This window comes from Sphingomonas cannabina (genome assembly GCF_021391395.1).
Classification (GTDB): Bacteria; Pseudomonadota; Alphaproteobacteria; order Sphingomonadales; family Sphingomonadaceae; genus Sphingomonas; species Sphingomonas cannabina.
In genome coordinates, this window is sequence record NZ_CP090059.1 from 702,765 (window position 1) to 724,021 (window position 21,257).

General features: G+C 66.9%; 19 protein-coding genes. 12 read left to right on the top strand and 7 right to left on the bottom strand.

The window, feature by feature from the left end; all coding sequences use genetic code 11:
* The first annotated feature begins 62 nt into the window (after positions 1-62).
* Positions 63-1,514 carry an efflux transporter outer membrane subunit gene (locus LZK98_RS03500; RefSeq protein ID WP_233784979.1) on the top strand — a complete coding sequence of 484 codons (1,452 nt, stop codon included), beginning with the start codon at positions 63-65 and terminating at the stop codon, positions 1,512-1,514.
* A 56-nt stretch (positions 1,515-1,570) separates the two neighbouring features.
* On the top strand, positions 1,571-2,551 hold the full coding sequence (locus LZK98_RS03505; protein ID WP_233784981.1) for an NAD(P)/FAD-dependent oxidoreductase: 981 nt from the start codon (positions 1,571-1,573) through the stop codon (positions 2,549-2,551).
* A gap of 84 nt (positions 2,552-2,635) precedes the next feature.
* Here the strand turns inward: LZK98_RS03505 and LZK98_RS03510 are convergent, their stop codons facing one another.
* Entirely contained in the window at positions 2,636-3,454 is an 819-nt protein-coding gene (locus LZK98_RS03510) for a DUF2711 family protein (RefSeq protein WP_233784983.1), read from the bottom strand.
* A 360-nt stretch (positions 3,455-3,814) separates the two neighbouring features.
* On the bottom strand, positions 3,815-4,393 hold the full coding sequence (locus LZK98_RS03515; RefSeq protein ID WP_233784985.1) for a CGNR zinc finger domain-containing protein: 579 nt from the start codon (positions 4,391-4,393) through the stop codon (positions 3,815-3,817).
* Between the two features lie 107 nt (positions 4,394-4,500).
* Here LZK98_RS03515 and LZK98_RS03520 point away from each other — a divergent pair, with 107 nt between their 5' ends.
* Complete coding sequence (locus tag LZK98_RS03520; protein WP_233784986.1) at positions 4,501-5,802, top strand: hypothetical protein; 1,302 nt, start codon at positions 4,501-4,503, stop codon at positions 5,800-5,802.
* Between the two features lie 231 nt (positions 5,803-6,033).
* On the opposite strand, the gene LZK98_RS03525 is transcribed toward LZK98_RS03520, so the two are convergent.
* Positions 6,034-7,071: a DUF1254 domain-containing protein gene (locus LZK98_RS03525; protein ID WP_233784988.1), complete on the bottom strand. Its 1,038-nt coding sequence runs from the start codon at positions 7,069-7,071 to the stop codon at positions 6,034-6,036.
* Positions 7,072-7,257: 186 nt separating this feature from the next.
* On the opposite strand from LZK98_RS03525, the gene LZK98_RS03530 reads away from it, so the two are divergent.
* Positions 7,258-8,157, top strand: a complete 900-nt coding sequence (locus LZK98_RS03530; RefSeq protein WP_233784990.1) for a LysR family transcriptional regulator — start codon at positions 7,258-7,260, stop codon at positions 8,155-8,157.
* A 46-nt stretch (positions 8,158-8,203) separates the two neighbouring features.
* Here LZK98_RS03530 and LZK98_RS20595 read toward each other — a convergent pair whose 3' ends face one another.
* Positions 8,204-9,301 carry a recombinase family protein gene (locus LZK98_RS20595; RefSeq protein WP_319937532.1) on the bottom strand — a complete coding sequence of 366 codons (1,098 nt, stop codon included), beginning with the start codon at positions 9,299-9,301 and terminating at the stop codon, positions 8,204-8,206.
* Positions 9,302-9,390: 89 nt separating this feature from the next.
* On the opposite strand from LZK98_RS20595, the gene LZK98_RS03540 reads away from it, so the two are divergent.
* The 4 genes from LZK98_RS03540 to LZK98_RS03555 all read left to right on the top strand — a co-directional run bounded on the left by LZK98_RS03540 (position 9,391) and on the right by LZK98_RS03555 (position 12,406).
* Positions 9,391-9,729, top strand: coding sequence for a hypothetical protein (locus LZK98_RS03540; protein WP_233784991.1), 339 nt, complete (start codon positions 9,391-9,393; stop codon positions 9,727-9,729).
* Between the two features lie 102 nt (positions 9,730-9,831).
* On the top strand, positions 9,832-10,452 hold the full coding sequence (locus LZK98_RS03545) for a type IV toxin-antitoxin system AbiEi family antitoxin domain-containing protein (protein WP_233784992.1): 621 nt from the start codon (positions 9,832-9,834) through the stop codon (positions 10,450-10,452).
* Positions 10,445-11,308 (top strand): nucleotidyl transferase AbiEii/AbiGii toxin family protein, encoded by an 864-nt coding sequence (locus LZK98_RS03550; protein ID WP_233784994.1) that lies wholly within the window; start codon positions 10,445-10,447, stop codon positions 11,306-11,308. The genes LZK98_RS03545 and LZK98_RS03550 overlap by 8 nt, the downstream gene beginning before the upstream one ends.
* A 243-nt stretch (positions 11,309-11,551) precedes the next feature.
* Entirely contained in the window at positions 11,552-12,406 is an 855-nt protein-coding gene (locus tag LZK98_RS03555; protein WP_233784996.1) for an SMP-30/gluconolactonase/LRE family protein, read from the top strand.
* Between the two features lie 111 nt (positions 12,407-12,517).
* Here the strand turns inward: LZK98_RS03555 and LZK98_RS03560 are convergent, their stop codons facing one another.
* Positions 12,518-13,453, bottom strand: a complete 936-nt coding sequence (locus LZK98_RS03560; RefSeq protein ID WP_233784997.1) for a Gfo/Idh/MocA family protein — start codon at positions 13,451-13,453, stop codon at positions 12,518-12,520.
* Between the two features lie 114 nt (positions 13,454-13,567).
* On the opposite strand from LZK98_RS03560, the gene LZK98_RS03565 reads away from it, so the two are divergent.
* Positions 13,568-14,716: an aldose epimerase family protein gene (locus LZK98_RS03565; RefSeq protein WP_233784998.1), complete on the top strand. Its 1,149-nt coding sequence runs from the start codon at positions 13,568-13,570 to the stop codon at positions 14,714-14,716.
* A gap of 1 nt (position 14,717) precedes the next feature.
* Here the strand turns inward: LZK98_RS03565 and LZK98_RS03570 are convergent, their stop codons facing one another.
* Positions 14,718-15,452, bottom strand: coding sequence for a FadR/GntR family transcriptional regulator (locus LZK98_RS03570; RefSeq protein WP_233785000.1), 735 nt, complete (start codon positions 15,450-15,452; stop codon positions 14,718-14,720).
* A gap of 158 nt (positions 15,453-15,610) precedes the next feature.
* Here LZK98_RS03570 and LZK98_RS03575 point away from each other — a divergent pair, with 158 nt between their 5' ends.
* From LZK98_RS03575 to LZK98_RS03585, 3 genes are read left to right on the top strand one after another with little or no spacing between them, the layout of a single operon-like run.
* Positions 15,611-17,203 carry a sodium/sugar symporter gene (locus tag LZK98_RS03575; protein WP_233785001.1) on the top strand — a complete coding sequence of 531 codons (1,593 nt, stop codon included), beginning with the start codon at positions 15,611-15,613 and terminating at the stop codon, positions 17,201-17,203.
* A gap of 4 nt (positions 17,204-17,207) precedes the next feature.
* The gene (locus LZK98_RS03580) at positions 17,208-18,080 is read left to right on the top strand and encodes a 2-dehydro-3-deoxygalactonokinase (protein ID WP_233785003.1); all 873 of its coding nucleotides are present in this window, start codon (positions 17,208-17,210) and stop codon (positions 18,078-18,080) included.
* Positions 18,077-18,703 carry a 2-dehydro-3-deoxy-6-phosphogalactonate aldolase gene (locus LZK98_RS03585; protein WP_233785004.1) on the top strand — a complete coding sequence of 209 codons (627 nt, stop codon included), beginning with the start codon at positions 18,077-18,079 and terminating at the stop codon, positions 18,701-18,703. Before LZK98_RS03580 ends, LZK98_RS03585 begins: the two co-directional genes overlap by 4 nt.
* Before the next feature lie 41 nt (positions 18,704-18,744).
* On the opposite strand, the gene LZK98_RS03590 is transcribed toward LZK98_RS03585, so the two are convergent.
* Entirely contained in the window at positions 18,745-21,255 is a 2,511-nt protein-coding gene (locus LZK98_RS03590) for an ABC transporter permease (RefSeq protein ID WP_233785005.1), read from the bottom strand.
* Positions 21,256-21,257 lie beyond the last annotated feature (2 nt).

A 21,257-nucleotide genomic window follows, 5' to 3' on the forward strand; every position in this document is an offset into this window, starting at 1 on the left:
GACCATTTTCGTTATTAGTCATTGCCCCTGAGATGGTTCATGGGCTGTTGGCGGACGATCGCATGCGCATTTCATCTTCAATCCTGACGGTTGTCGGGACAGCCGGGTTGCTCGGCGGCTGTGCCGTCGGTCCGTCCTATGTGGCGCCGGAGGTGGCGGCGCCACTGGCGTTCATGGGCAGTCCCGCCGTCGAGGCCGCCACGGGCCAGGCCGCGAACGTCGATCTGGTGAACTGGTGGCGATCGTTCGACGATCCGCTGCTGGCGAACCTGGTCGAACGCGCGCTGGCGCAGAACCTCGACCTGCAGCAGGCGAGCGCCCGTGTCGTGCAGGCGCGCGCCGCGCTGCGCCACGCCAGGGCCGACCTCCTTCCCTCCGGACAGGTCAGCGGCCAGGCCAGCGAGAACTATCAATCGCTCGAGACGCCGCAGGGCCGCATCGCCAGCGCCTTGCCCGGCTTCGAGCGCGAGGCGCAGAGCTATGACCTGAACCTCGGCGCGAGCTGGGAGCTCGATCTCTTCGGGGGCAAGGACGCCGCCCGCGACGCCGCACGGGCCGACTGGCAGGCATCCGCGGCCGGCGCCGCCGCGGCGAGACTGGCCGTCGCGGCGCAGACCGCCGACACCTATGTCGCGATCCGCAGCCTGCAGGCGCGGCTCGACGTCGCCCGGGACCAGCTACGGGTCCAGCAGCAGCTGGTCGATCTGGTCGCACTCCAGTATCGAAAAGGCGTGGCGGCCGAATTGCAGCTGCGGCAGGCCGAGGGGGCACTGGCGCAAGTCAAAGCCGGCGTTCCGGAGCTCGAGCAGAATCTCGACGCCGCGATGAACGCGCTGGACGTGCTGCTCGGCCTCCAGCCCGGCTCGACCCGACCCGAGCTCGCGGCCGTCGCGCCGATCCCCAATGTCCCTGCGGTCGCGGACGCGGGGGGCCCGGCCGCCTTGCTGCGCCGGCGGCCGGACATCATCGCGGCGGAGCGCACGCTCGCCGCGTCTAATGCGCGGATCGGCGTCGCGATCTCCGAATATTATCCGAAATTCTCACTGAGCGGGCTGCTCGGCACGGCGACCATGGGCGTCGGCGGATTGTTCGGCGGCAATGCCACCCAGGCCAGCGGCGTTCTCGGGTTGCGCTGGCGCCTGTTCGACTTCGGCCGCATCGATGCCGAGATCGCCGCCGCGCGCGGCCGCAACGCCGAGGCGCTCGCTGCCTATCGCCTGACGGTCCTCAGGGCATCGGAGGATGTGGAGAACGCCTTTTCGGCGCTCGTCAAGCAGCAGGCCCGCGCGCAGATCCTCGACCAGGGTGTCTCTTCGCTCACCAGGGCGCGCGCATCCTCGCTCGCAGCCTATAAGGGCGGCGTGTCCAGCCTGCTCGACGTGCTCGACGCCGACCAGCGCCTTCTCGCCAGCCGCGATGCCGAAATCCAGTCGAAGGCGGCCGCCGCCCGCGCCGCCATCGCTTCCTTCCGGGCGCTCGGCGGAGGATGGGATGCCTCGATTGCGGCCGGCTGAGCCGGCAAGGTGGGTCCGGCTTCAGGGTCGCTGCTGCATGGGCGGCTTTCTCGCCGATGCAGCAGCCCTGCCCACTGCCCGGCTGGACCATATTGCGTGCCGGCAACCCAATCCCCTCCATTCACAACGCGGAGCCCATCACCATGGATGACGTCATCATCATCGGCGGCAGCTTTGCCGGTCTCGCCGCCGCGCTGCAGCTCGGCCGCGCCCGCCGCAAGGTCACCGTTCTCGATACCGGCCTGCCGCGCAACCGCTTCGCCGGCCACTCGCATGGCCTGCTCGGCCATGATCACAAGCCACCGCTGGACATCCTGGCCGAGGCGCGGCAGCAGCTGGCGCGCTATCCCACGATCAGGCTGGTCAATGCCCGGGCCGACAGTATCTCGGGCGCCATCGACGATTTCTCCGTCCTCATTGGCGATGGCGAAAGCCTTGCGGCGCGCCGCCTGATCCTGAGCTATGGCGTCGTCGACCAGATGCCCGAGGTTCCGGGCTTTGCCAAAGGCTGGGGCAGATCCATCGTGCCCTGCCCCTATTGCGACGGCTTCGAAGTCGCCGACCAGCATTGGGGCCTCGTCTGGTCCGGCCCGCAGTCGCACAATCATGTCAGGCTGTTCCACGACTGGACCGACAGCTTGACGGTCCTGGCCGATGGCCACGAAATTCCATCCGATATCCGAACCGATCTGTGGCGCCGCAAGATACCTGTCGTCGATGGCCGGATCACCGAAATCGGCCATCACGGGAGCCATAGCGCCACCGTCGTGCTCGATACCGGCTCCAAGGTTTCGGTCGACATCCTGTTCGCGCATCCGCGCAACAAGCCGTCCGCGAGCCTGCATGAATCGCTGGGTCTCGCCACGGTCGATATGCCCCTCGGCATCGCCCTCAAGGCCGACGAGCGCCGCGAAACCAGCATGCCCGGCATCTACGCCGCCGGCGACCTCGCCAATCCCCTTATGCCCTCGGTCACCACGGCATCCTGGCAAGGCGCGATGGCGGGCATCTTCGCCCAGCAATCGATGCTGGTTTGAGAGCACAGATTCCGCGGTTGCCGCGGGCCATTCTATTCTGAGAGTTGCGGCCGGCGGCAGGGACAGGCGCCGGTTGCTTGCAAGCTATTCCACGAGTGGGATACACGGCTGGGTAAGCCAGTATGACTCCGTTTCGTCGGAACACCAAAACCCCTCGAATAGCCTGGCGATCTTCAGGCCTTGGAGCGCCTCCGCTTTCCCAAGAATCAGTGTGTAGAAGCTATCCCAATGGACCCATGCTAAAAGCGAGTGATCGGGGGCGATCAAACGTTTCACGCCATATTGTGGGAGGTCGGTCATGCCGTCCCACAGATCACCTTGTTCCAATAGGCTAACGTTTACTAGGCGCTCGTCATCGCCAAACTCATCTCCCACGATCAACTGGTTATTACCGGCTCTTCTGAAGACGGCGGCGAGGCTGGTTTGCATTAGCGGCTCGAAGCGTCCTTCGGTGGGCGGAAATATGCGATGCTGAGAGCAGTAAGAAGCTAGCCGATCGGACTTGGCGGTGTCCGCAAGGTCATGTCTGAGGCCGCCGATACTCGTTCGAAGAGCCTGATCCAATTCGCGGTGGTCGGCAAAACCGGCCTGCTGGCAGATCGTTCGCCAGCCGATCTGCCGTCCATATCGCTTTGCCACGCCATCGACGCCTTCGGGATCAATCTCCTTGCCAACGCGTCGATTAGCCGCCTCTTCGTCCATCCACTCCAATAAACCGAGTGTGGCTGGTGCCGCTGAACCTGAGAGGACCAGCGTCCCATGTTCGCAGGTTTTCGGGTCTAGCCCTTCTACAGTGAAAAATGGATGGAGGGCGACAAAGCCGTGCGTGTATGCGCCACCAAACCAAGGTAAGATTGGGGTGCCGTCCGGCGGGCCAAACTTATCTCGGTCGATCGTATCCATGCCCCGTTCTAATTGCCAACCGGTGCGATGTCAGCTCCCGCACTAAGGCGACTCCAGAGCGAGTGCTACATTTGGGGCGTAAGCGGTCATTCCGCTGAGACGGCTCTCGATCGGCAGCTATCGAGGATCTCGCGCCCCAAAACGGACTGACCGCTCATGGCCCGACATCGGTAGGGCGGGTACTGGTGTAAGTCGCCGGCCCCATAATCACGGTCGCTCAGCGGCTAAGTCGCCATCCTTGGAAGCTATCGTTGGCCCATGTTCGGCGGACACGCAGATGGTCCACTCTAGTTAACTGTCGCGAGCGAAGACAGCGAAGGCGCGGACGCTCGCCCGGTCTGTTCGCTCACGTGATGGTGACTAGCCTTTACGTCGGGCATATGCACGGCGTGCTTTGGAGCGATTGCCGCAATCGCTCATCGAACACCATCGCCGCGGCTTGCTCCGGCTTTCATCGATGAACAGCCACCCGCAGTCCGGACCCGCGCACAGGCGCAGCTTCGCGGCGCGCTCGCTCGCGAGGAGGGCAACGAAGTCACGGGCGACCAGCCCGAGGAGCGACAGCGGCACGATCGCTTGATCGAAATGCCACCTTAGCGATTTCCCCGACCAGATCGGGGTCGGCAAGCTTCCGGACGCGCGCTGGACAACGGCATTCAGATCCGCCTCGTCGGGATCCTCGCTCCGAGCCACCGCAAGGCCGATCCGGAAGATTGCTTCGCGCAATGCGTGCACCCGCTCCAGCTCGATCTCCATGTGCGAGAAAGCAGCCGCCTGGTCGCTTTCGATCAGCCCTTGCTCAACGGCCCAAGCGACAACGTCCTGCCAGGTTTGCAGCCGCTCCGCGGGCTCGGGGGAGAGGTGCCAGCCGGCGGTGTTCGCGAACTCCAGCGACAGGCTGCCGCCGATCCCGGCCGAAATTCGTATCTGCTCCGTCATCGCCTTCTTTTTGCTTGTCGCGCGGACATAGCTAATCTAACCATATAACCGGTTAAACGGAATGCAGGTCCGCTGCCTGCGGCCGGCAATCGTCGAGGGAGGTCTCTTTGTCGAAGGGGCTGATGCTTTCATTCTACCTCGTGGCGTTGATGGCCATATCGGGGGTGGTGGCGACCTTGGCAATTGGCGGCCGGCCTGATCCGACGGGTCCAGCAGCCGCGCTTGACGGCACATGGCGCTTCCATCCCGGAGACAATCCGAGCTGGGCCGATCCGCAGCTCGATGACCTGACCTGGGATCGCATCGATCTGCTGTCGCTCCCAAGCAACCGCGATGGCGACGTCGGGTTGCCCGGCTTGCTGTCAGGCTGGAATGCGCACGGACACCCGAAACTGGAAGGATATGGTTGGTATCGCCGCCATGTAACCCTCCCGGCAGGCAGCGATTTCGCGGTCCTCGGCCCAACCATGGTGGACGATGGCTATGAGATGTTCTGGAACGGCCGTCCGCTCGGCGGCATCGGCCGTCTCGGCGCCCATCCGCATGTCATCGGCGCGCGTCCCTATCTGGCGCGGCTTCCCCGGCAAACCGGTGAACGTTCGGGAGTGCTGGCAATCCGGACGTTCATGCAGCCAGGCTTCGATCGTGATAATGTCAGCGGTGGTCTGAGAAGCGTGCCCACGCTTGCCGAGGCGAGCTTCGGCGAGAGTCTGCATCGCGCGCAGTGGATGCGGACGATCGCCGGCTACATCGTCGAAGTCGCGCTGCCGTTCATGATGATATTGCTGGCATGCATGGCGCTGGTCGCGGCCCGTTCGATCGCCAGGCCAAGTTTCGCGCGCTGGTTGGCTTTCGCGCTCGTCGCGACCGGCTTCCTTCGAATGGGTAATGCCATCGGATCCTGGACCGACCTGCTCAGCGCTCCCATGCTGGCCGTGCAGAATCCTGTAATCCTTTCGCCGCTCGCGATGCTCGGTTGGACCGCGGCCTGGAACGAGTGGGCGGACGGGCGCGATCGGCCGGTCGTCCTGCTGATCGCCCTGGCCGCCTGGGGAGCGAGAGTGGTCGGCGCCATCATGGAAATAACTGCTGTGACCACGCTCGCGCGCTATGTTTATATCGGGCTCTTTGTCGTGATCGCGCTCCGTATCGCCAAACGCGGCCCACAAAGGGGTTTGGCCCTGGCCACGATGGGCGTCGTTGCGACCGCCTTGTTCATCAACGAAATCAAAAAGCTGGGCATCCCGGACATCTGGTTCCCGTTCAATATCGGCGTGACCCTGACGCAATATGCGCTCGCGGTCGCGACGCTGCTTCTGCCCTTTCTGCTCAGCGGCGGCGACAAACGCGGTGCAACTGCACAGGCTGACTCGCCGGATCGCGCGCTTGCGGGCCCAACGGGTAGCTGACGGAGTCGGCTTCCCGCATCTGGCCACCCGAAACCTCCCAATCGGCAACCGGCCCATATGCCGATATCGAATGCTTCCATATCCAATGACCGAAACTGGGGCGGCTGCCGTCGCCCGCCTCGTGGCCCCGCGCTTCGGAATAGCCTCGGAGGCTGACGGCCCGATCGGCCCGTCAGCCGCCCGGCAACATGTGCCGCCGGTCGATGCACACTCGGCCGGTGCGGGGCGCGGTCAGTTCGCCGGCTGCGCGATGGGGAAGCGCCAACGGCCTTCGAGCACCTCCGCACGCGGGCGGAACAGGCGCACCGTATAGTTCCAGCCGTCCGTGACCGGCAGGCAGTTGGGCGTCGTGCCATCGCATCCGCCGAACTGGATGGTGACCGAGCCGTCCGCCGCCTTCTTCGCAGTGAGGCTGTTCACCGAATAGGCGTTGCCGGGATTGGAATCGAAATAGCCGTCGCGATTGTAGACGGTGACCGACCAGAAGCCGTCGACCGGCACCTCGCCGACCGTCAGCCTGTAGACGGTGCCGCCGTCGTTCCGTGCCGGCGTGACCGGATAGTAGAGCGCGTCCCGGTCGCGGTTTCCGCCCCAGAGCAGCGCGCTCGCGATCAGGTGCTTCACCGGATCGACGTCGCGGGCATGCGCGCCATAGGCGCCGCGCGTGTCGGTGAGCGTGGTGCCGAGGACGAGCAGCGCCGACCTGACCTTCTGCAGGCTGTCCTCGTCCCAGTCGGGAACCGCGAACGTGCCGGGGCTGCGCTGGCTGACCTTGATCGCGTCCTGCAGGGCATGGACCTGCCGGACCTCCTCCGGATCGGAGAAATCGACGAGGAAGCGGACCACCACCGTGGCATAGCGGGTGCCCGCCGTCTCCCTGGTCAGGGTGTAGGTGCCGGGCTCGTCATGGGCGATCGGCGTGAGCTGGTCCTGGTTGACGACCTGCATTCCCATGAAGCGCCTGGCGCCGTGCGGCAGCGTGATCGTCACCGGCCCGGCGTCGAGGTCGAACACGCCGAACGAATAGAGCGTGTCGCGGTTGGGGCGGATAATCCCCCGCTGCCCCGGCGCGGCGAGGGCGCGCCCGTGCTGGAGCTTGCCGAAGGCGCCGGCCTTCACCGTATGCGCGAAATAGACGTCGCTCTGCGCGCGGCTGTAGTTCTCGACGGTGACCGGCTCGCGCGCCGGTCCGGCCTGCTGGGCCGAGGCGGCCGGCCCCGCGACGGCCGCGGACGCCGCGGCGAGGATGACGGTACTGGTCTTTCGCATGATGCTCTCCGTTTGGACGGGCATGGGTCCATGCCTGCCTGCCAGACTGCCGATGCAGCTGGGCGCCGCGCCGTCCGGCGGGCGGCGGTCACGAACGATTTCCTTCGCCTCCGCATCTATCTCGTCAGATATGGAAGTGAAGACGCATGGATGGCAGCCTTCCTCTCGAATATGGTAGGAACGGCCATGGACCTGAACGCCGCCCGGATGTTCGTCGCCGTCGTGCAGGCGGGAAGCCTTTCGGCCGCGGCCGCCCGCCTCGACATCCCCTTGCCGACGCTGAGCCGCCGCATCCGCGCGCTCGAGCGCCAGCTGGACGTGCAGCTGCTGGAGCGCTCCGCGCGCGGTACCAGGCTGACCGACGCCGGGAACCGCCTCTACGAACATGCGGGCCGCGGCGTCGAAGCGCTGCTCGAGGCCGAGCAGGCGGTGGTGAGCGACCAGGCTCAGCTGAAGGGACGTCTGCGGCTCTCGCTCCCCCAGTCGTTCGAGCCGTGGTGGGACCTGCTCGCCGCCTTCCAGCACCGCTATCCCGACATCCAGGTGCATGTTCATTCGACCGAGCGGCGCGTGGACCTGACCGAGGACGGCATCGACGTCGCTCTGCGCGTCGGCGCGATCGTCCATGAGACGATGGTCGCCCGGCACATGCTGTCCTACCGGCATGTGCTCGTCGCCAGCCCGGAGCTGGTCGGGCGCCTGGGCATGCCCGCGGAACCCGACGCGCTCCACCGCCTTCCCTGCGCGGCCTGGGCGTCGCGCGTCGACGTTCCGCCCCGCTGGGAGCTCGGCGGGCACCGGATCGAGCCACGCTCCATCCTCTCGACCAACGACTATCATCATCTGCGCCGCCGCGCGCTCGACGGCGACGTGGTCACCGAGCTCCCGCCGTTCCTCGCCGGGCCGGCGATCCGCGAGCAGCGCCTGGTGCCGCTCCTTCCCGGGCACCCGCTGCCCGAACAGGCGATCCACCTGCTCTATCCGGCCCATCGCCACCCCTCGACGATCGTCCGGACCTATCTCGACTTCTGCCGCGGCTATCTCCCGCGGATCGTTGCAGCCTGTGCGGTCGCCGGCCCCGGATGACTGCGCCGCGTCGCCGCGTCCCGTTCCCGGCATCGTGGGCGGAGCGTCACGCCCCTTCGAGCAGCAGCGCGAGGATGTCCGGCGCGGCGCGTATCCTGCGCCGGTGATATTGCGCCAGCGCCCGGTTGAGGCCCGTGCGGTCGCCGGCGCCGAGCAGCGCCGCGATCGCCGCATGCTCTTCGGGAATGCCCTCCAGCGCCCGCGCCTCGACCTGCCGATAGGATGCCAGCCGGTCGTTGAGCCGCGCCACCGCCCGCCCATGCTCGCCGCTGCCGGTCGCCCGCGCGATCGCCAGGAACAGGCTGGGCGCGTCCGGCTCTCCCGGCCGGGGCGGAGGGGAACCGATGCGCTTGAACGCCGCCCGGCCGACGGCGAGGCCGAGGATGCTGCCCGTTCCAGGCATAGAGGTCGCGCAGCGCCGCCTCGCTCGGCAGCGGCACGCGGAACCCGTCATGCGCGGGTGCCTCGAGGTCTCGTCAGCCGGCCCCGGCGCCAGGACGACACGGTCCGTCTGAATGCTTTTCTGCTCGCCGCGCTCGAGTTCGCCCTTGATTGCTCCGGACTGGTCCACGAGCACGCGCCGCAATCTAAACCCTGCCGGACCACCCTGCCGGAAACCGAGTTCGATCAGCCGGCATTGGCCGGCAAAGACCTTGGTGGATAACTCCCGGCTGTATTCGCCGGCCATGGCGCGCTTGACGCCCTTGACGATCGTCGAGATCGGGCTGCCGTCATTCTCGAATTGCTCGGCGCAATAGTGGACGGCAATTCCCGCCCGGCGACATATATACTCATAATAGGCGCTCTCATCGGCATCCTGAAACCGGCCCCATCGACTGACGTCGTAGACGAGGATAGCCTGGAAGTCTGCCGCCCCGGCGCTTACGTCCTCGATGAGGCGCTTGAGCGCGTCGCGACCGTCGATGCGAAGGCCGCTCTTGCCTTCGTCCGCATAGGTTCGAACGATCGAGAAGCCGCGGCTGGCGGCATAGTGTCGAATGGCCTCCGCCTGATTCTCCGTGGAGTATCGCTGATGGTCGGTGGACATCCGGACATACTCGGCGGCCCGTATCTCCGTCGGTTCATCTGAACGCTGGGTCTGCGGATCTAGCCAACTCTCCAAGCACCGGACCTCACTGTTCATCGTGCGGCCGCGCCTGACGATTCCTAGAGATGGTGTGAGCGCAGGACTCGTCCCGCACGCTTGACGACATAGCGGGAAAGGAATGGAAGATGTTTCCGAAAACGGGCAGCAGATTACATTCCGGGAGCGGCGAGACCGATCTGGCGATCATGATATCGCAGGCACTCTTTGCAGAGCTGGGGGCCAGTCACCGAGCTACGAAGACCGCGATGGGGTGGACGGGGGCCAGCGAGCGCACGGTCAAACACTGGCTGGCGGCAGCCCACGTGCCGAAAGGCAATCATCTTGTGTCGCTGGCCCGGCACTCCGACCAGGTGCTCTGGGCCATTCTCATGGCAGCTGGCCGCGGGGATTTGCGCATCGCACTGGATCTGGGCACGATACGGGTCAAGTTGCTTGAACTGGCCACGCTTCTGGAAGGGGAATGAGCCGATTGCGCATACCGGCGCAGTCCTTTGTCGCTTCAGCTTGGCACTGGCTCGTGTTACAAAACCTCTGAGAGATTTTAATTCAATCTGAGGATTCGTCACATGGCGCCCGTGCCAGAGACCCAGCGCGACCGGCTGCGTGACCTGCTCGTCCAGCACCCCGTCGCGCGTGCGCAGGAGCTGCGCAATGCCGGCATCGCCGCTGCGACGATCGCGCGCGCCGTGAAGGACGGCGAGGTCGAGCGCGTCGGCCGTGGCCTCTACCAGCGTCCGGACGCAGCGATCGATGCGGCGCACGCGCTTGCCGAAACCGCGAAGCGAATCCCCAAGGGAGTGATCGCAATGGTCTCGGCGCTCGCTTTCCACGGGCTCACCGACCAGATGCCGCGCAAGGTCTGGGTGGCGATCGGGCCGGGCGACTGGTCGCCCGTCTCTTCCTATCCACCGACCCGGATTGTCCGTTTCAGCGAGAAATACCTCCGCGAGGGAGTCGAGCACCACATGATCTCGGGCGTCAGCGTTCCGATCTACTCGATCCCCAAGACGCTCGCCGACCTGTTCCGCAATTCCAAGCTGGTCGATCGCTCGGTGGCGGTCGAAGGGCTGCGTGCGGCGCTCGACCAGCGCAAGGCCACGCCGGCCGCGATCGCACAGGCGGCAAAGGCCGGCGGCGCCTGGCGCATCATGCGGCCCTATCTCGAGGCGCTCACTTTCAATGGCTAGTGAACGGGCCAACCGGGCGGCATCGGTCAAGGATCGTCTGCTCAACCTCGCCAGGCGCGACGGCCGCGTCTTCGACGTCGTGCTCGTCCGCTACGCATTGGAGCGCCTGCTCTACCGGCTCTCGCTCTCGAAGCACCGCGACCGCTTCGTGCTGAAGGGCGGCATGCTGGTCACGATCTGGCTGCCCGGGGGCAACCGCGAAACCCGCGACGCCGATTTCCTCGGCTACGGCGATGCCAGTGAAGCGACGATCCGCGCGACCTTCGCCGAGATCATGGCGATCGCAAGCGATGACGGCCTGCGCTTCGACATCGACAACATGACCGTCGCAACCATTCGCGACGACATCGAATATGGCGGCATCCGCCTGCGCGTGTCGGCCTATCTTGAGCGCACCCGGATTCCGATGGTGGTCGACATCGGCTTTGGCGACGCGCTTCCGACGCCGCCCGGTGAACTGGACTATCCGACCCTGCTCGACATGGAGGTGCCGCGGATTCGTTCCTATCCGCCGGTCACCGTCATTGCCGAGAAATTCCAGGCAATGGTCCAGCTCGGCATCGGCAATGGCCGGATGAAGGACTACTACGATCTCTGGGCGCTGCCGCAGGCCATGCCCATCGCGGCGGACGAACTGGATGCAGCGATCCGGGCGACATTCGAGCGGCGCGGGACCGACATACCGCGCGAGCGGCCGCCCGGCCTGTCCCCCGAGCTGGCCGACGACGAGACCAAGCAGCGCCAGTGGCGCGCCTATGCCGCCTCGATCGAGCTCGAAGGCGTGTCGTTGGCTGAGGTCGTCGAGGCCATCTGGGCTTTGGTCGGCCCCTCCTGCCAGCGACTGGCGGGAAGCTGAGGTCTTGCAAACGTATCGTGGGTTCGATTACCATGATGGGAGTCGAGCTGAGCCTGCAAGGCGTTGGTTTCAGGCGAAAAAGTCCTCATGGTACTTGTGGTATCCGGCGGACGAGGACGAATTCGGGTCTTTGCAAAAACAATCGCTTAGCGCCTGAGTTCGAATCCCTCCCGCTCCGCCACAGCTTTCCGATAACATATGGGTCAATCGGCGCCCGCGCCGCCTAGGGAGCGAATTGGAGAGATGCAAGCGAACCTCGTCTGGTCGGTATCGGCGCTGCTCGGGGAGGGGCCGATCTGGCTCCCCGCCGACGAGGCGCTGTGGTTCGTCGACATCAAGCAGGACCGGCTGCATCGCTTCGTGCCGGAGAGCGGCGAGCGCGAGACCTTCCATGTCGACAATCGCCCGAGCTTCGCGGTGCCGGCGGCGGCCGGCGGTCTGATCCTGGGGACGGGCCGCGAACTGGTACGGTTCGAGGACGGTGCGGTGGTCGAGCGGCTGGCCACGATCCCGATGCCGGTCGGCAACCGCACCAATGACGCGACCGTCGATCCCGAGGGGCGGCTGTGGTTCGGCACGATGGACGACGGCGAGCGCGATCCCAGTGGCCGCGTCTACCGGTTCGACGGCACGCTGACCGAGATGGGTTGCGCCTGCACCATCACCAACGGCCCGGCGGTGAGTCCCGACGGGCGCTGGCTCTACCATGTCGATACGCTCGCCGGGCAGGTCTGGCGTTACGATATCGGCGGCGATCCCGACCGGCTGGAGAATGGCGAGCTCTTCGTCACCATCGCGCCGGACGACGGCCATCCCGACGGCGTCACCTGCGACGCCGAAGGCTGCCTGTGGGTGGCGCTGTGGGGCGGCTGGGGCGTGCGGCGCTATTCGCCGGAGGGCGAGCTGATCGCCACGGTCGCTCTACCGTGCGCGCAAGTGACCAAGGTGGCGTTTGGCGGCCCGGACCTTCGCACCGGCTATGTCACCACCGCCAGCGTCGGCCTCAGCGCCGACGCGCTGGCGGCGCAGCCGCTCGCGGGCGGGCTGTTCGCGTTCGAGGCGCCGGCGCCGGGCCTGCCGCCCAACGTCGTGCGCTGATCAGAGTCTGCCCGTTTTAAGTTGAGGCGATGTGCTCCTGCGAAGGCAGGAGCCCTGGATCACCCGTATCGCTCGTGGCCAAGGCTCCTGCCTTCGCAGGAGCGCTGACGCCTAGAAGGCGAAGGGCGCCACCGTCTCCCGCTCCGCCGACAGGAAGGCATCGGCGACCAGCTCGAGCGGGCGCGGATCGACATCGCTTTCGCCCTTCGCGATCAGCTCGGCGAAGCGCGCATAAAGGCCGGAATATTCGCGGTCGGGCGCCTCGCGCGGTGCCTCGCCCGGCAGCGCCAGGATGCTGCCGCCCATCGACAGGCGCAGCGTGCCCGCGTCGGTATCGACCTCGATGTCCCAGGTCTGTGGGCCGGTCTGGAGGAAGTCGAACTCCGCCGTTACCGATGCCTTGCCCGACCGCATTGCCAGGCTGGCGGCGATCGGGGTGTCGCGCCCCTCCGGCGTCGCGAGCCGCGCCGAATCGAGCAGTACCGGCTCGGGCAGGATCGCGGTGACGATCGACAGCGCGTTGATGCCCGGATCGAACACCCCGAAGCCGCCCGCGGTCATGATCCATTCCTGACCGGGATGCCAGCGGCGGATGTCCTCCTTCCAGATCACCCGCACGGCATCGATACGCCGGTCCGCGAGCCACGCGCGTGCCGGCGCGACACCGGCGGCTTCGCGCGAATGCCAGGTCGCGAACAGCGTCACGCCCTTGGCCTTGGCCTGGCGGGCGAGATCGTTGATCTCGGAAACGGTGGCTGCCGGCGGCTTCTCCAGCATGACGTGCAGCCCCGCCGCGATCGCCTGGGCGGCGATGTCGTGGCGTCCGGCCGGGGGCGTGCAGAACGACACCGCGTCGAGCGCATGGCCGGCGGCGATCAGCTCGGCGATGTCGTGGTGCGCCGGGATGCCTTCCACATGGGCATGGCGGCTGGCGGTCGCGACCAGGGCGAAGCGCGGATCGGCGGCGATCGCGGGAAGATGCTGGTCGCGCGCGATCTTGCCAATTCCGACCAGGCCCAGCCTGATCGCCCCGCCCGCAGTCGCCATTCTCCACCTTCCTTTTATAAGATATATCTGCTTCTATCCCCGCCAATGGTGCTACCAACGGCGCCGCCGGACGGCAAGGGCGGTGCGACCGGATCAGGGAAAAGGGACGAGAGGATGACAGGCAGGATCACGCTCATGGCGGCCGCTGCGATTGCCGTGGTGCTAGCAGTGCCGGCCGAGGCCGCGACCGCGAGGCGCGGCAGCTTCGGCAAGCTTCCCGACGGGCGCGAGGTGCCGTCGGTCACGCTCAGCAACGGCAAGGGCGTGTCGGCGACGGTCATCGCCTATGGCGCGGCGCTGCAGTCGCTGGTGCTCCCTGACCGCGCGGGCAAGCCGGCAGACATCACACTCGGCTATCCGACGATCGACCTCTATCTTTCCAAGCCGCAGTATTTCGGCGGCACCGTCGGCCGTTTCGCCAACCGCATCGCCGCCGGCCGCTACAGCATCGGTGGACAGAGCTACCAGGCGCCGGTCAACGACGGCGCCAACTCGCTCCACGGCGGCAAGACCGGCTTCGATAAGGTGCTGTGGACCGTGGCGTCGGTGACGTCCGGTCCCACCGCATCGGTCACGCTGCGCTACGTGAGCCCCGACGGCGACCAGGGCTATCCCGGGACGATGACGGTCGACGCGATCTATTCGCTCGACGAGAGCAACGCGCTGACGATCGAGTATCGCGCGACCACCGACAAGCCGACGATCGCCAACATCACCAACCACGCCTATTGGAACCTGTCGGGCGAGGGCTCGGCGAACGGCGCGATGGGGACGCTCGTCACCATTCCGGCCGACACCTATCTCCCGACCGATTCGGGCGCGATCCCGACCGGCGAGTTCCGCTCCGTCGCCGGCACGGTGTTCGACTTCCGCACGCCGCACGCGATCGGCGAGCGTGTCCGCGATGCGAGCGACCAGCAGATCGTGTTCGGGCGCGGCTATGACCATAATTGGGTGGTGGGGAAGACCGTCACGTCCGACCTCCACCTGATGGCGCGCGCCCACGACCCGAGCTCGGGTCGTGGCTTCGAGCTGTGGTCGAACCAGCCGGGGCTGCAGTTCTATTCGGGCAATTTCCTCGACGGCACCAGCTCCGGCAAGGCGCGCCGCATCTACCGCGAGGGCGACGCCTTCGTGATGGAGCCGCAGATCTTCCCCGACACGCCCAACCAGCCGAAGTTCGGATCGGCGATGCTCAAGCCCGGCGAAACCTACCGCAACGTCATGACCTATCGCTTCGCCGTCGGCGACGGCGCCAAGTAGCTCAGTCGCCCTCGGCCGTCTCGATCAGCTCGAGCACGTCGCCGATGATCCGCCGCATCGCCGCGCGCGCGCCCTCGGAATCGCGCGCCAGGATCGCGTCCTTGACCGCGGCGTGATCGGCCACGCTCGCGCTGCGGCCCTTGATGCGGTTGGTGAAGCGGATCGAGGTGCGCAGCGCCGTCGCCACCACGTCGCGGAACTGGGTGTAGAAGGGGTTCTGCGACGCGCGCAGCACCGCGACGTGGAAAGCGATGTCCGCGTCGAGCGTGTCGTCGAGTCCCTTCTCCGCCGCTTCCATCCGCGCGAGTCCGGCGGTGATCCGCGCGAAATCCTCGTCGCTGCCGAAACGCGCCGCCAGCGCGGCCGCCTCCGGCTCGATCCCGGCGCGCAGCTGGTTGAACTGGCGCAGCAGGTCGACCGAGAATTTGCGCTCGAGCAGCCAGCGCAGCACGTCGGTGTCGAACAGGTTCCACGAGCTCGCCGGCTGGATCACCGTCCCCTGACGCGGCCGCGCGCTGAGCAGCCCCTTGGCGGTCAGCATCTTCACCGCCTCACGCGTTACCGAACGGCTGACGCCGTGTTGCTTGGCGAGCTCGGCCTCGGTCGGGAAGGTCTTGCCCTCGTAGTGGCCGGTGACGATGGCCCGTCCCAGGCTGTCGAGCATGCCGTAGGTCAGGTTGCGCCCGAGCGCCGCCCGCCCGTCGGCGGCCTCCGGATCGGTGTAGGAAGTCGCCATCCCCTCTTCGTCCTCATCTGAGGCCTATCGGCCGCCCTGTTCATCGCCTAGGTTAGCCGTTGCGTGGCGCTGGACAAGTCCCATAAATCAGATAAATGAACCGGATAGGCGCGAACAACGGCGGATAGTGCCGCCGGAACGGGGCGGGGAGAGCATGTATGGGGCTGTCGACCATCGATGTCATCGTCGTGATCGCTTATGCGATCGGCATCTTCGGCCTGGCGCAATGGGTATCGCGCGAAAAGGCGGGGCACGCCAAGGACACCTCCGACTATTTCCTCGCGTCCAAGAACCTGCCGTGGTGGGCGATCGGCGCCTCGCTGATCGCGGCGAACATCTCCGCCGAGCAGATCGTCGGCATGTCCGGATCGGGCTATGCGATCGGGCTCGCCATCGCCTCCTATGAGTGGATGGCGGCGGCGACGCTGCTGATCGTCGGCAAGTTCTTCCTGCCGATCTTCCTCAGGAACGAGATCTACACGATGCCGCAGTTCCTGGAGCGGCGGTACGGACGCACGATCCGCAGCCTGATGGCCTGGTTCTGGCTCGCGCTCTACGTGTTCGTGAACCTCACCTCGATCATCTGGCTCGGCTCGATCGCGGTGACCAAGGTCGCCGGCATCGACCAGAACGTCGCGCTGGTCGTGCTCGGCGCCTTCGCGCTGCTCTATCAGCTGCGCGGCGGGCTCAAGGCGGTGGCGCTGACCGATATCGTCCAGGTGACGCTGCTGGTGCTCGGCGGCCTGGTCGTCGCCTATCTGACCCTAAGCGAGATCGGCAACGGCGACCTGTTCGCGGGCTGGCACAAGCTCGTGACCACCGCGCCCGATCATTTCCACATGATCCTGAAGCCCGGCGATCCGCATTACATGGACCTGCCGGGCCTGTCGGTGCTGATCGGCGGCATGTGGATCGCCAACCTCAGCTACTGGGGCTTCAACCAGTACATCATCCAGCGCGCGCTCGCGGCCAAGAACATCAACGAGGCGCAGAAGGGCGTGTTGTTCGCCGCCTTCCTCAAGCTGCTGATGCCGCTGATCATCGTGCTGCCGGGTATCGCCGCGGTGCTGCTCGCGCCCGATCTGTCGAAGCCGGACGAGGCCTATCCGACGATGATGCGGCTGCTGCCGACCGGGCTGCTCGGCCTGGTCTTCGCGGCGCTGATCGCGGCGATCATCGCCTCGACCGCATCCAAGATCAATTCGATCGCGACGATCTTCACCCTCGACGTCTATGCCAAGTTCCGCGGCGTGCGCACCGCCGCCGAGGATTCTGAGGGCAAGGCGCGCGAGGAGCGGCACCTGGTGCTGGTCGGCCGCATCACCGCAGCCGCGGCGATCGCCATCGCCATCCTCACCGCGCGCCCGCTGGTCGGCGCATCGGAGCAGGCGTTCCAGTTCATCCAGGAGTTCACCGGCTTCTTCACGCCGGGCATCACCGTGATCTTCCTGCTCGGCCTGTTCTGGAAGCGCGCGAACGAGGTCGGCGCGATCGCCGCGGCGGTGGCGTCGGTGGTGCTGTCGGCGGTGTTCAAATATCAATGGGCGTCGCTGCCGTTCATGGACCGGATGGGCGTCGTATTCCTGATCGCGCTCGCGCTCGCGGTGGTGCTGTCGCTGGTCACGCCGCAAAAGCCCGGCACCGATACGATCGAGACCGGCGACGTGCGCTATGCAACCTCGACCGGATTCAATATCGGGGCGATCGGCGTGGTCCTGATCCTGGTCGCGCTCTACGCGACCTGGTGGTGATCCGATGAGTCTTGGCCCGCGCTTCCTCGCCGTCGATTGGGGGACGACCAACCGGCGGGTCTATCTGATCGAGGACGGCGCGGTCGCCGAGACCGAACGCGACGATCACGGCGTGGTCGCCGTGACCGATTTCGCCGGTGAGGTGACCGCGATCCGGGAGCGGTTCGGTGCCCTGCCGATGCTGCTCGCCGGCATGGTCGGGTCGAACATCGGTTGGCGGGCAGCTCCCTATGTCCCCGCGCCTGCCGGCATCGCCGCGCTGGTTGCCAATCTGCTGTGGATGGACGACCGCACCGCGATCATTCCCGGCCTGTCGTTCGTCGACGGCGGGCGGGGCGACGTGATGCGCGGCGAGGAGGTCCAGCTCCTCGGCGCCTGCGCGGCCGGCTTGGCGCCGGGCGACGCGCTGCTCGTCCAGCCGGGCACACATTGCAAATGGGCGGAGATGGCGGGCGGTGAGGTCGCGCGCTTCACCACGGCGATGACCGGCGAGCTGTTCGCATTGCTGCGCGGCCACGGCCTGCTCGCGGCGCAGCTCGGCGCCGACGTGACGCCGGGCGAGGCGTTCCTCGCCGGCGTGCGCGAGGGGGCGAAGCGCGACCTTGCCGCCTCGCTGTTCGGCATCCGCGCCGCCAAGCTGCTCGGCCTGCGCGACGACGAGGACGCCGCCTCCTTCGCCAGCGGTCTCGTCATTGGCAGCGACGTCGCCGCACGGCTCGCCGAGACGCGTCACGACCGCGCCTATGTGTTGGCCGACCCCAAATTGGGCGGCCTCTATGTCGCCGCGATCGAGGCGCATGGCCGTGCCGCCGAACTCGTCGACAGCCACGCCGCCTTCATCGCCGGCATCCATCAGATCGGAGCCCTGATCCCGTGAGTCACATCGCCGCCTTCGACGCTGCCTTCGCCCGCTGTCCGCTCGTCGCCATCCTGCGCGGCGTCCGCCCGGACGAGGTCGAGGCGGTCGGCGACGCGCTGGTCGCGGCCGGCTTCACGCTGATCGAGGTTCCGCTCAACTCGCCCGATCCGCTCGACAGCATCGCGCGGCTGGCGCGCCGTTTCGAGGGACGGGCGGTGATCGGCGCCGGTACGGTGCTCAGCGCCGCGGACGTCGCCGCCGTGCAGGGCGCGGGCGGCACCATGATCATCTCGCCCAACGCCAACCCGGCGGTGATCGGTGCGAGCGCGGCGGCGGGGCTGGTCTCGCTCCCCGGCATCGCCACCCCGACCGAGGCCTTTGCCGCGCTCGAAGCAGGCGCGACCGCGCTCAAGCTGTTCCCGGCGGAAGGGGCGTCGCCCGCCGTCGTCAAGGCGATACGGGCGGTGCTGCCCAAGGGGACGCGCGTGCTCGCGGTGGGCGGGATCACCTCCGCCGACCTCGCGCGCTGGACCGAGGCGGGCACTGCCGGGTTCGGCCTCGGCTCCGCGTTGTACCGACCGGGATTGACCGCCGATGAGGTCGGTAGCCGCGCCCGGGACTTCGTGGCCGCGCTGAACTGAGCGTCATCCCGGCTTTCACCGGGATGACGGCGTTTCTCCTCTCACTCATATCGCAGCGCATGGACCGGATTGGTCTGCGCCACCCGCCAGGCGTGGGCGGCGATCGTCGCGATCGCGATTCCCAGCGCCAGCCCGCCCGCGAGCAGGAACGGCAGGGGGCTGAGGCTGATGCGGCTCTCGAATCCGTTCAGCCAATCGCGCATCGCCCACCAGGCGATCGGCCAGGCGATCAGGTTGGCCACCAGCACCGGCCGGCTGAACTGCCAAACCAGCAGCCGCACGATGTCCTGCGTCCGCGCGCCCAGCACCTTGCGGATGCCGATCTCCTTGGTGCGCCGCTCGGCGGTGAAGGCGGCGAGGCCGAACAGCCCGAGGCAGCCGATCACCACCGCGAGGATGGCGAACATGCCGAACAGCTGCGCGCGCTGCTCGTCGCCGTTGTAGAGGTCATGGACGATGTCCTCCGCATGGCGCGCCTCGAACGGCACGTCGGGGGCGAGCCGCTTCCAGATCGCCTCGACACGCGCGCGGATCACGTCGGGCGCCACGCCTTGGTAGCGCACGAGCAGGTTGTTGTAGCCGACCGTCTGGTAATAATAGAGGATCGGCTGCAGCGGCTCGCGCACCGTACGGTAGCGCACGTCGCTGACGACGCCGACCACCGTCGCCGGCAGCCAGCCGTATTTCGCGGTGTCGGTGAGGCCGGTCTGGAGCGGCTGGCCGATCGCCGCCTGGGCACTGGCGAAACCGAGGCGCTTCGCTGCCGATTCGGACAGCAGCACGTTGACGCCGCGCGCCACCAGGGCGCGCTCGGCCGCATCGTCGGGCGGCGACGGCGTGGTCGCGTCATCCATCGGATTGGCTTCGGAGAAGTTGCGCCCGGCGATCAGCTTCATGCCGAGCGCGTCGATCACGCCGGGATCCATGCCGTAGAAGCCGATGTCGCTCTCGGTGGTGGCACCCGGACGCTTCGCGCTGGTCATCGAATTGTTGCCGGTAGCGACTCCGATCGTCGAGCGGCCGACGGCGGTCACGCCGGGAATGCCGCGGACCTCCTGGACCAGTGTCTTCTGGATGCGTTCGATCTTGGGCGTGCTGAGGCGCCGCACCTGGAGCAGCCCCTCGCGCTTGTAGCCCTGATCGGCCGAGCGCGCGTACATCGTCTGCGCATAGATGACGGAGGTGCACACGATCAGTCCGATCGACACTGCGAACTGCCCGATCACCAGGATCGAGCGCAGCCGCCCGCTTCCCTCGGCATCCGCCGCCGACTTGTTGGCCTTGAGCACGCGCGCGGGCTGGAAGCGCGACAGGTAGAAGGCGGGATAGAGCCCGCCGGCGAGCCCGACCACGACGATGAGGCCGAGGATCGGCAGCAGCATGCCGTCGCCGCCGAAATAATGCACGCTCATGTCGGTATCGAGGAAACCGTTGAGCGCCGGCGTCGCGAGCTCGACCAGCGCGAGCGCGATCAGCATCGCGATCGCCGCCACCAGCACCGATTCCCCCACGAACTGCGTGACGAGCTGGCGTCGGGTCGCGCCCAGCACCTTGCGCAGCGCCACCTCGCGGGCGCGCTGGCTGGCGCGCGCGGTGGCGAGGTTGGTGAAGTTAACGCAGGCGATGCCCAGGATCAGCAGCGCGATGACGATGAAGCTGATCATCGTCGCCTTGTCGCCGGTGGATCGCTGCGCCCCGACCTGCGCCTCGCCGAGGTGGATGTCGCGAAGCGGGGTGAGGTGCCAATCCTGGACATCGCCCTGGTTGGTGCGCTTGCCGTCGGTGATGTCGTCGGGGATGTTGCGCTTCTCCCAGGCGGGGAACTGCGCCTCGATCGCCTTGGGGTCCACGCCGGGGCGCAGCTTGGCGTAGATGAAGCCGTTCTGGTTGCCCCAGCCGGTGACGGTCCCCGGCGACCGCGCGAAATAGGTGTCGGGATCGAAGCGCGCCACCAGGTCCATCGGCACGGTCGTGTTCTTGGGCAGGTCCTTGAACACGCCCGTCACGCGATAATCCGCCTCCATGTCGCCGCTGTTCAGCGTCAGCGTCTGGCCGACCGGATTGGCCGTGCCGAAGCGCTTGGCCGCCTCGGTCTCGCTCAGCACGACGGCGTGCGGATCGTCCAGCACATGCGCCGGATCGCCGCGGACGAAGGGTATCTGCAGGATGTCGAAGATCGGCCCGTCGACCAGCAGCGCGTTCTCGGGCCGGGTCGCCTGGCCGTCCTGGATCACCGTGACCGGCGGCGTCGTGACGTAGACCACCTGCTCGAACTGCGGGAAATCCTTCTTGAGCGCGCGGCCGGCGGCGATGCTCGTCACCTGCAGCTTCATCTCCTCGCCGCCGGTCTCGGTCGCCTTGTAGAAGTCCTGGAGCTGGAAGGAACGGTCGGCGTCCTTCATCCAGGCGTTGTAGCTGAACTCGTAGCGCACGAAGTTCAGGATCAAGAGGCACGCCGCGATGCCGAGCGACAGCCCGAAGATGTTGATGAAGGCGTAGGTCTTGTTCTTGGCGAGCGACCTGAGGCCGACGATCACGTAATTGCGCCACATGG

Excerpts from the sequence above, each read along its gene's own strand:
- LZK98_RS03500 (WP_233784979.1), top strand. The coding sequence starts at position 63 with ATGCGCATTTCATCTTCAATCCTGACGGTTGTCGGGACAGCCGGGTTG.
- LZK98_RS03505 (WP_233784981.1), top strand. The coding sequence starts at position 1,571 with ATGCAGCAGCCCTGCCCACTGCCCGGCTGGACCATATTGCGTGCCGGC.
- LZK98_RS03510 (WP_233784983.1), bottom strand. The coding sequence starts at position 3,454 with ATGGATACGATCGACCGAGATAAGTTTGGCCCGCCGGACGGCACCCCA.
- LZK98_RS03515 (WP_233784985.1), bottom strand. The coding sequence starts at position 4,393 with ATGACGGAGCAGATACGAATTTCGGCCGGGATCGGCGGCAGCCTGTCG.
- LZK98_RS03525 (WP_233784988.1), bottom strand. The coding sequence starts at position 7,071 with ATGCGAAAGACCAGTACCGTCATCCTCGCCGCGGCGTCCGCGGCCGTC.
- LZK98_RS03530 (WP_233784990.1), top strand. The coding sequence starts at position 7,258 with ATGGACCTGAACGCCGCCCGGATGTTCGTCGCCGTCGTGCAGGCGGGA.
- LZK98_RS20595 (WP_319937532.1), bottom strand. The coding sequence starts at position 9,301 with ATGAACAGTGAGGTCCGGTGCTTGGAGAGTTGGCTAGATCCGCAGACC.
- LZK98_RS03540 (WP_233784991.1), top strand. The coding sequence starts at position 9,391 with ATGTTTCCGAAAACGGGCAGCAGATTACATTCCGGGAGCGGCGAGACC.
- LZK98_RS03545 (WP_233784992.1), top strand. The coding sequence starts at position 9,832 with ATGGCGCCCGTGCCAGAGACCCAGCGCGACCGGCTGCGTGACCTGCTC.
- LZK98_RS03550 (WP_233784994.1), top strand. The coding sequence starts at position 10,445 with ATGGCTAGTGAACGGGCCAACCGGGCGGCATCGGTCAAGGATCGTCTG.
- LZK98_RS03555 (WP_233784996.1), top strand. The coding sequence starts at position 11,552 with ATGCAAGCGAACCTCGTCTGGTCGGTATCGGCGCTGCTCGGGGAGGGG.
- LZK98_RS03560 (WP_233784997.1), bottom strand. The coding sequence starts at position 13,453 with ATGGCGACTGCGGGCGGGGCGATCAGGCTGGGCCTGGTCGGAATTGGC.
- LZK98_RS03565 (WP_233784998.1), top strand. The coding sequence starts at position 13,568 with ATGACAGGCAGGATCACGCTCATGGCGGCCGCTGCGATTGCCGTGGTG.
- LZK98_RS03570 (WP_233785000.1), bottom strand. The coding sequence starts at position 15,452 with ATGGCGACTTCCTACACCGATCCGGAGGCCGCCGACGGGCGGGCGGCG.
- LZK98_RS03575 (WP_233785001.1), top strand. The coding sequence starts at position 15,611 with ATGGGGCTGTCGACCATCGATGTCATCGTCGTGATCGCTTATGCGATC.
- LZK98_RS03580 (WP_233785003.1), top strand. The coding sequence starts at position 17,208 with ATGAGTCTTGGCCCGCGCTTCCTCGCCGTCGATTGGGGGACGACCAAC.
- LZK98_RS03590 (WP_233785005.1), bottom strand. The coding sequence starts at position 21,255 with ATGTGGCGCAATTACGTGATCGTCGGCCTCAGGTCGCTCGCCAAGAAC.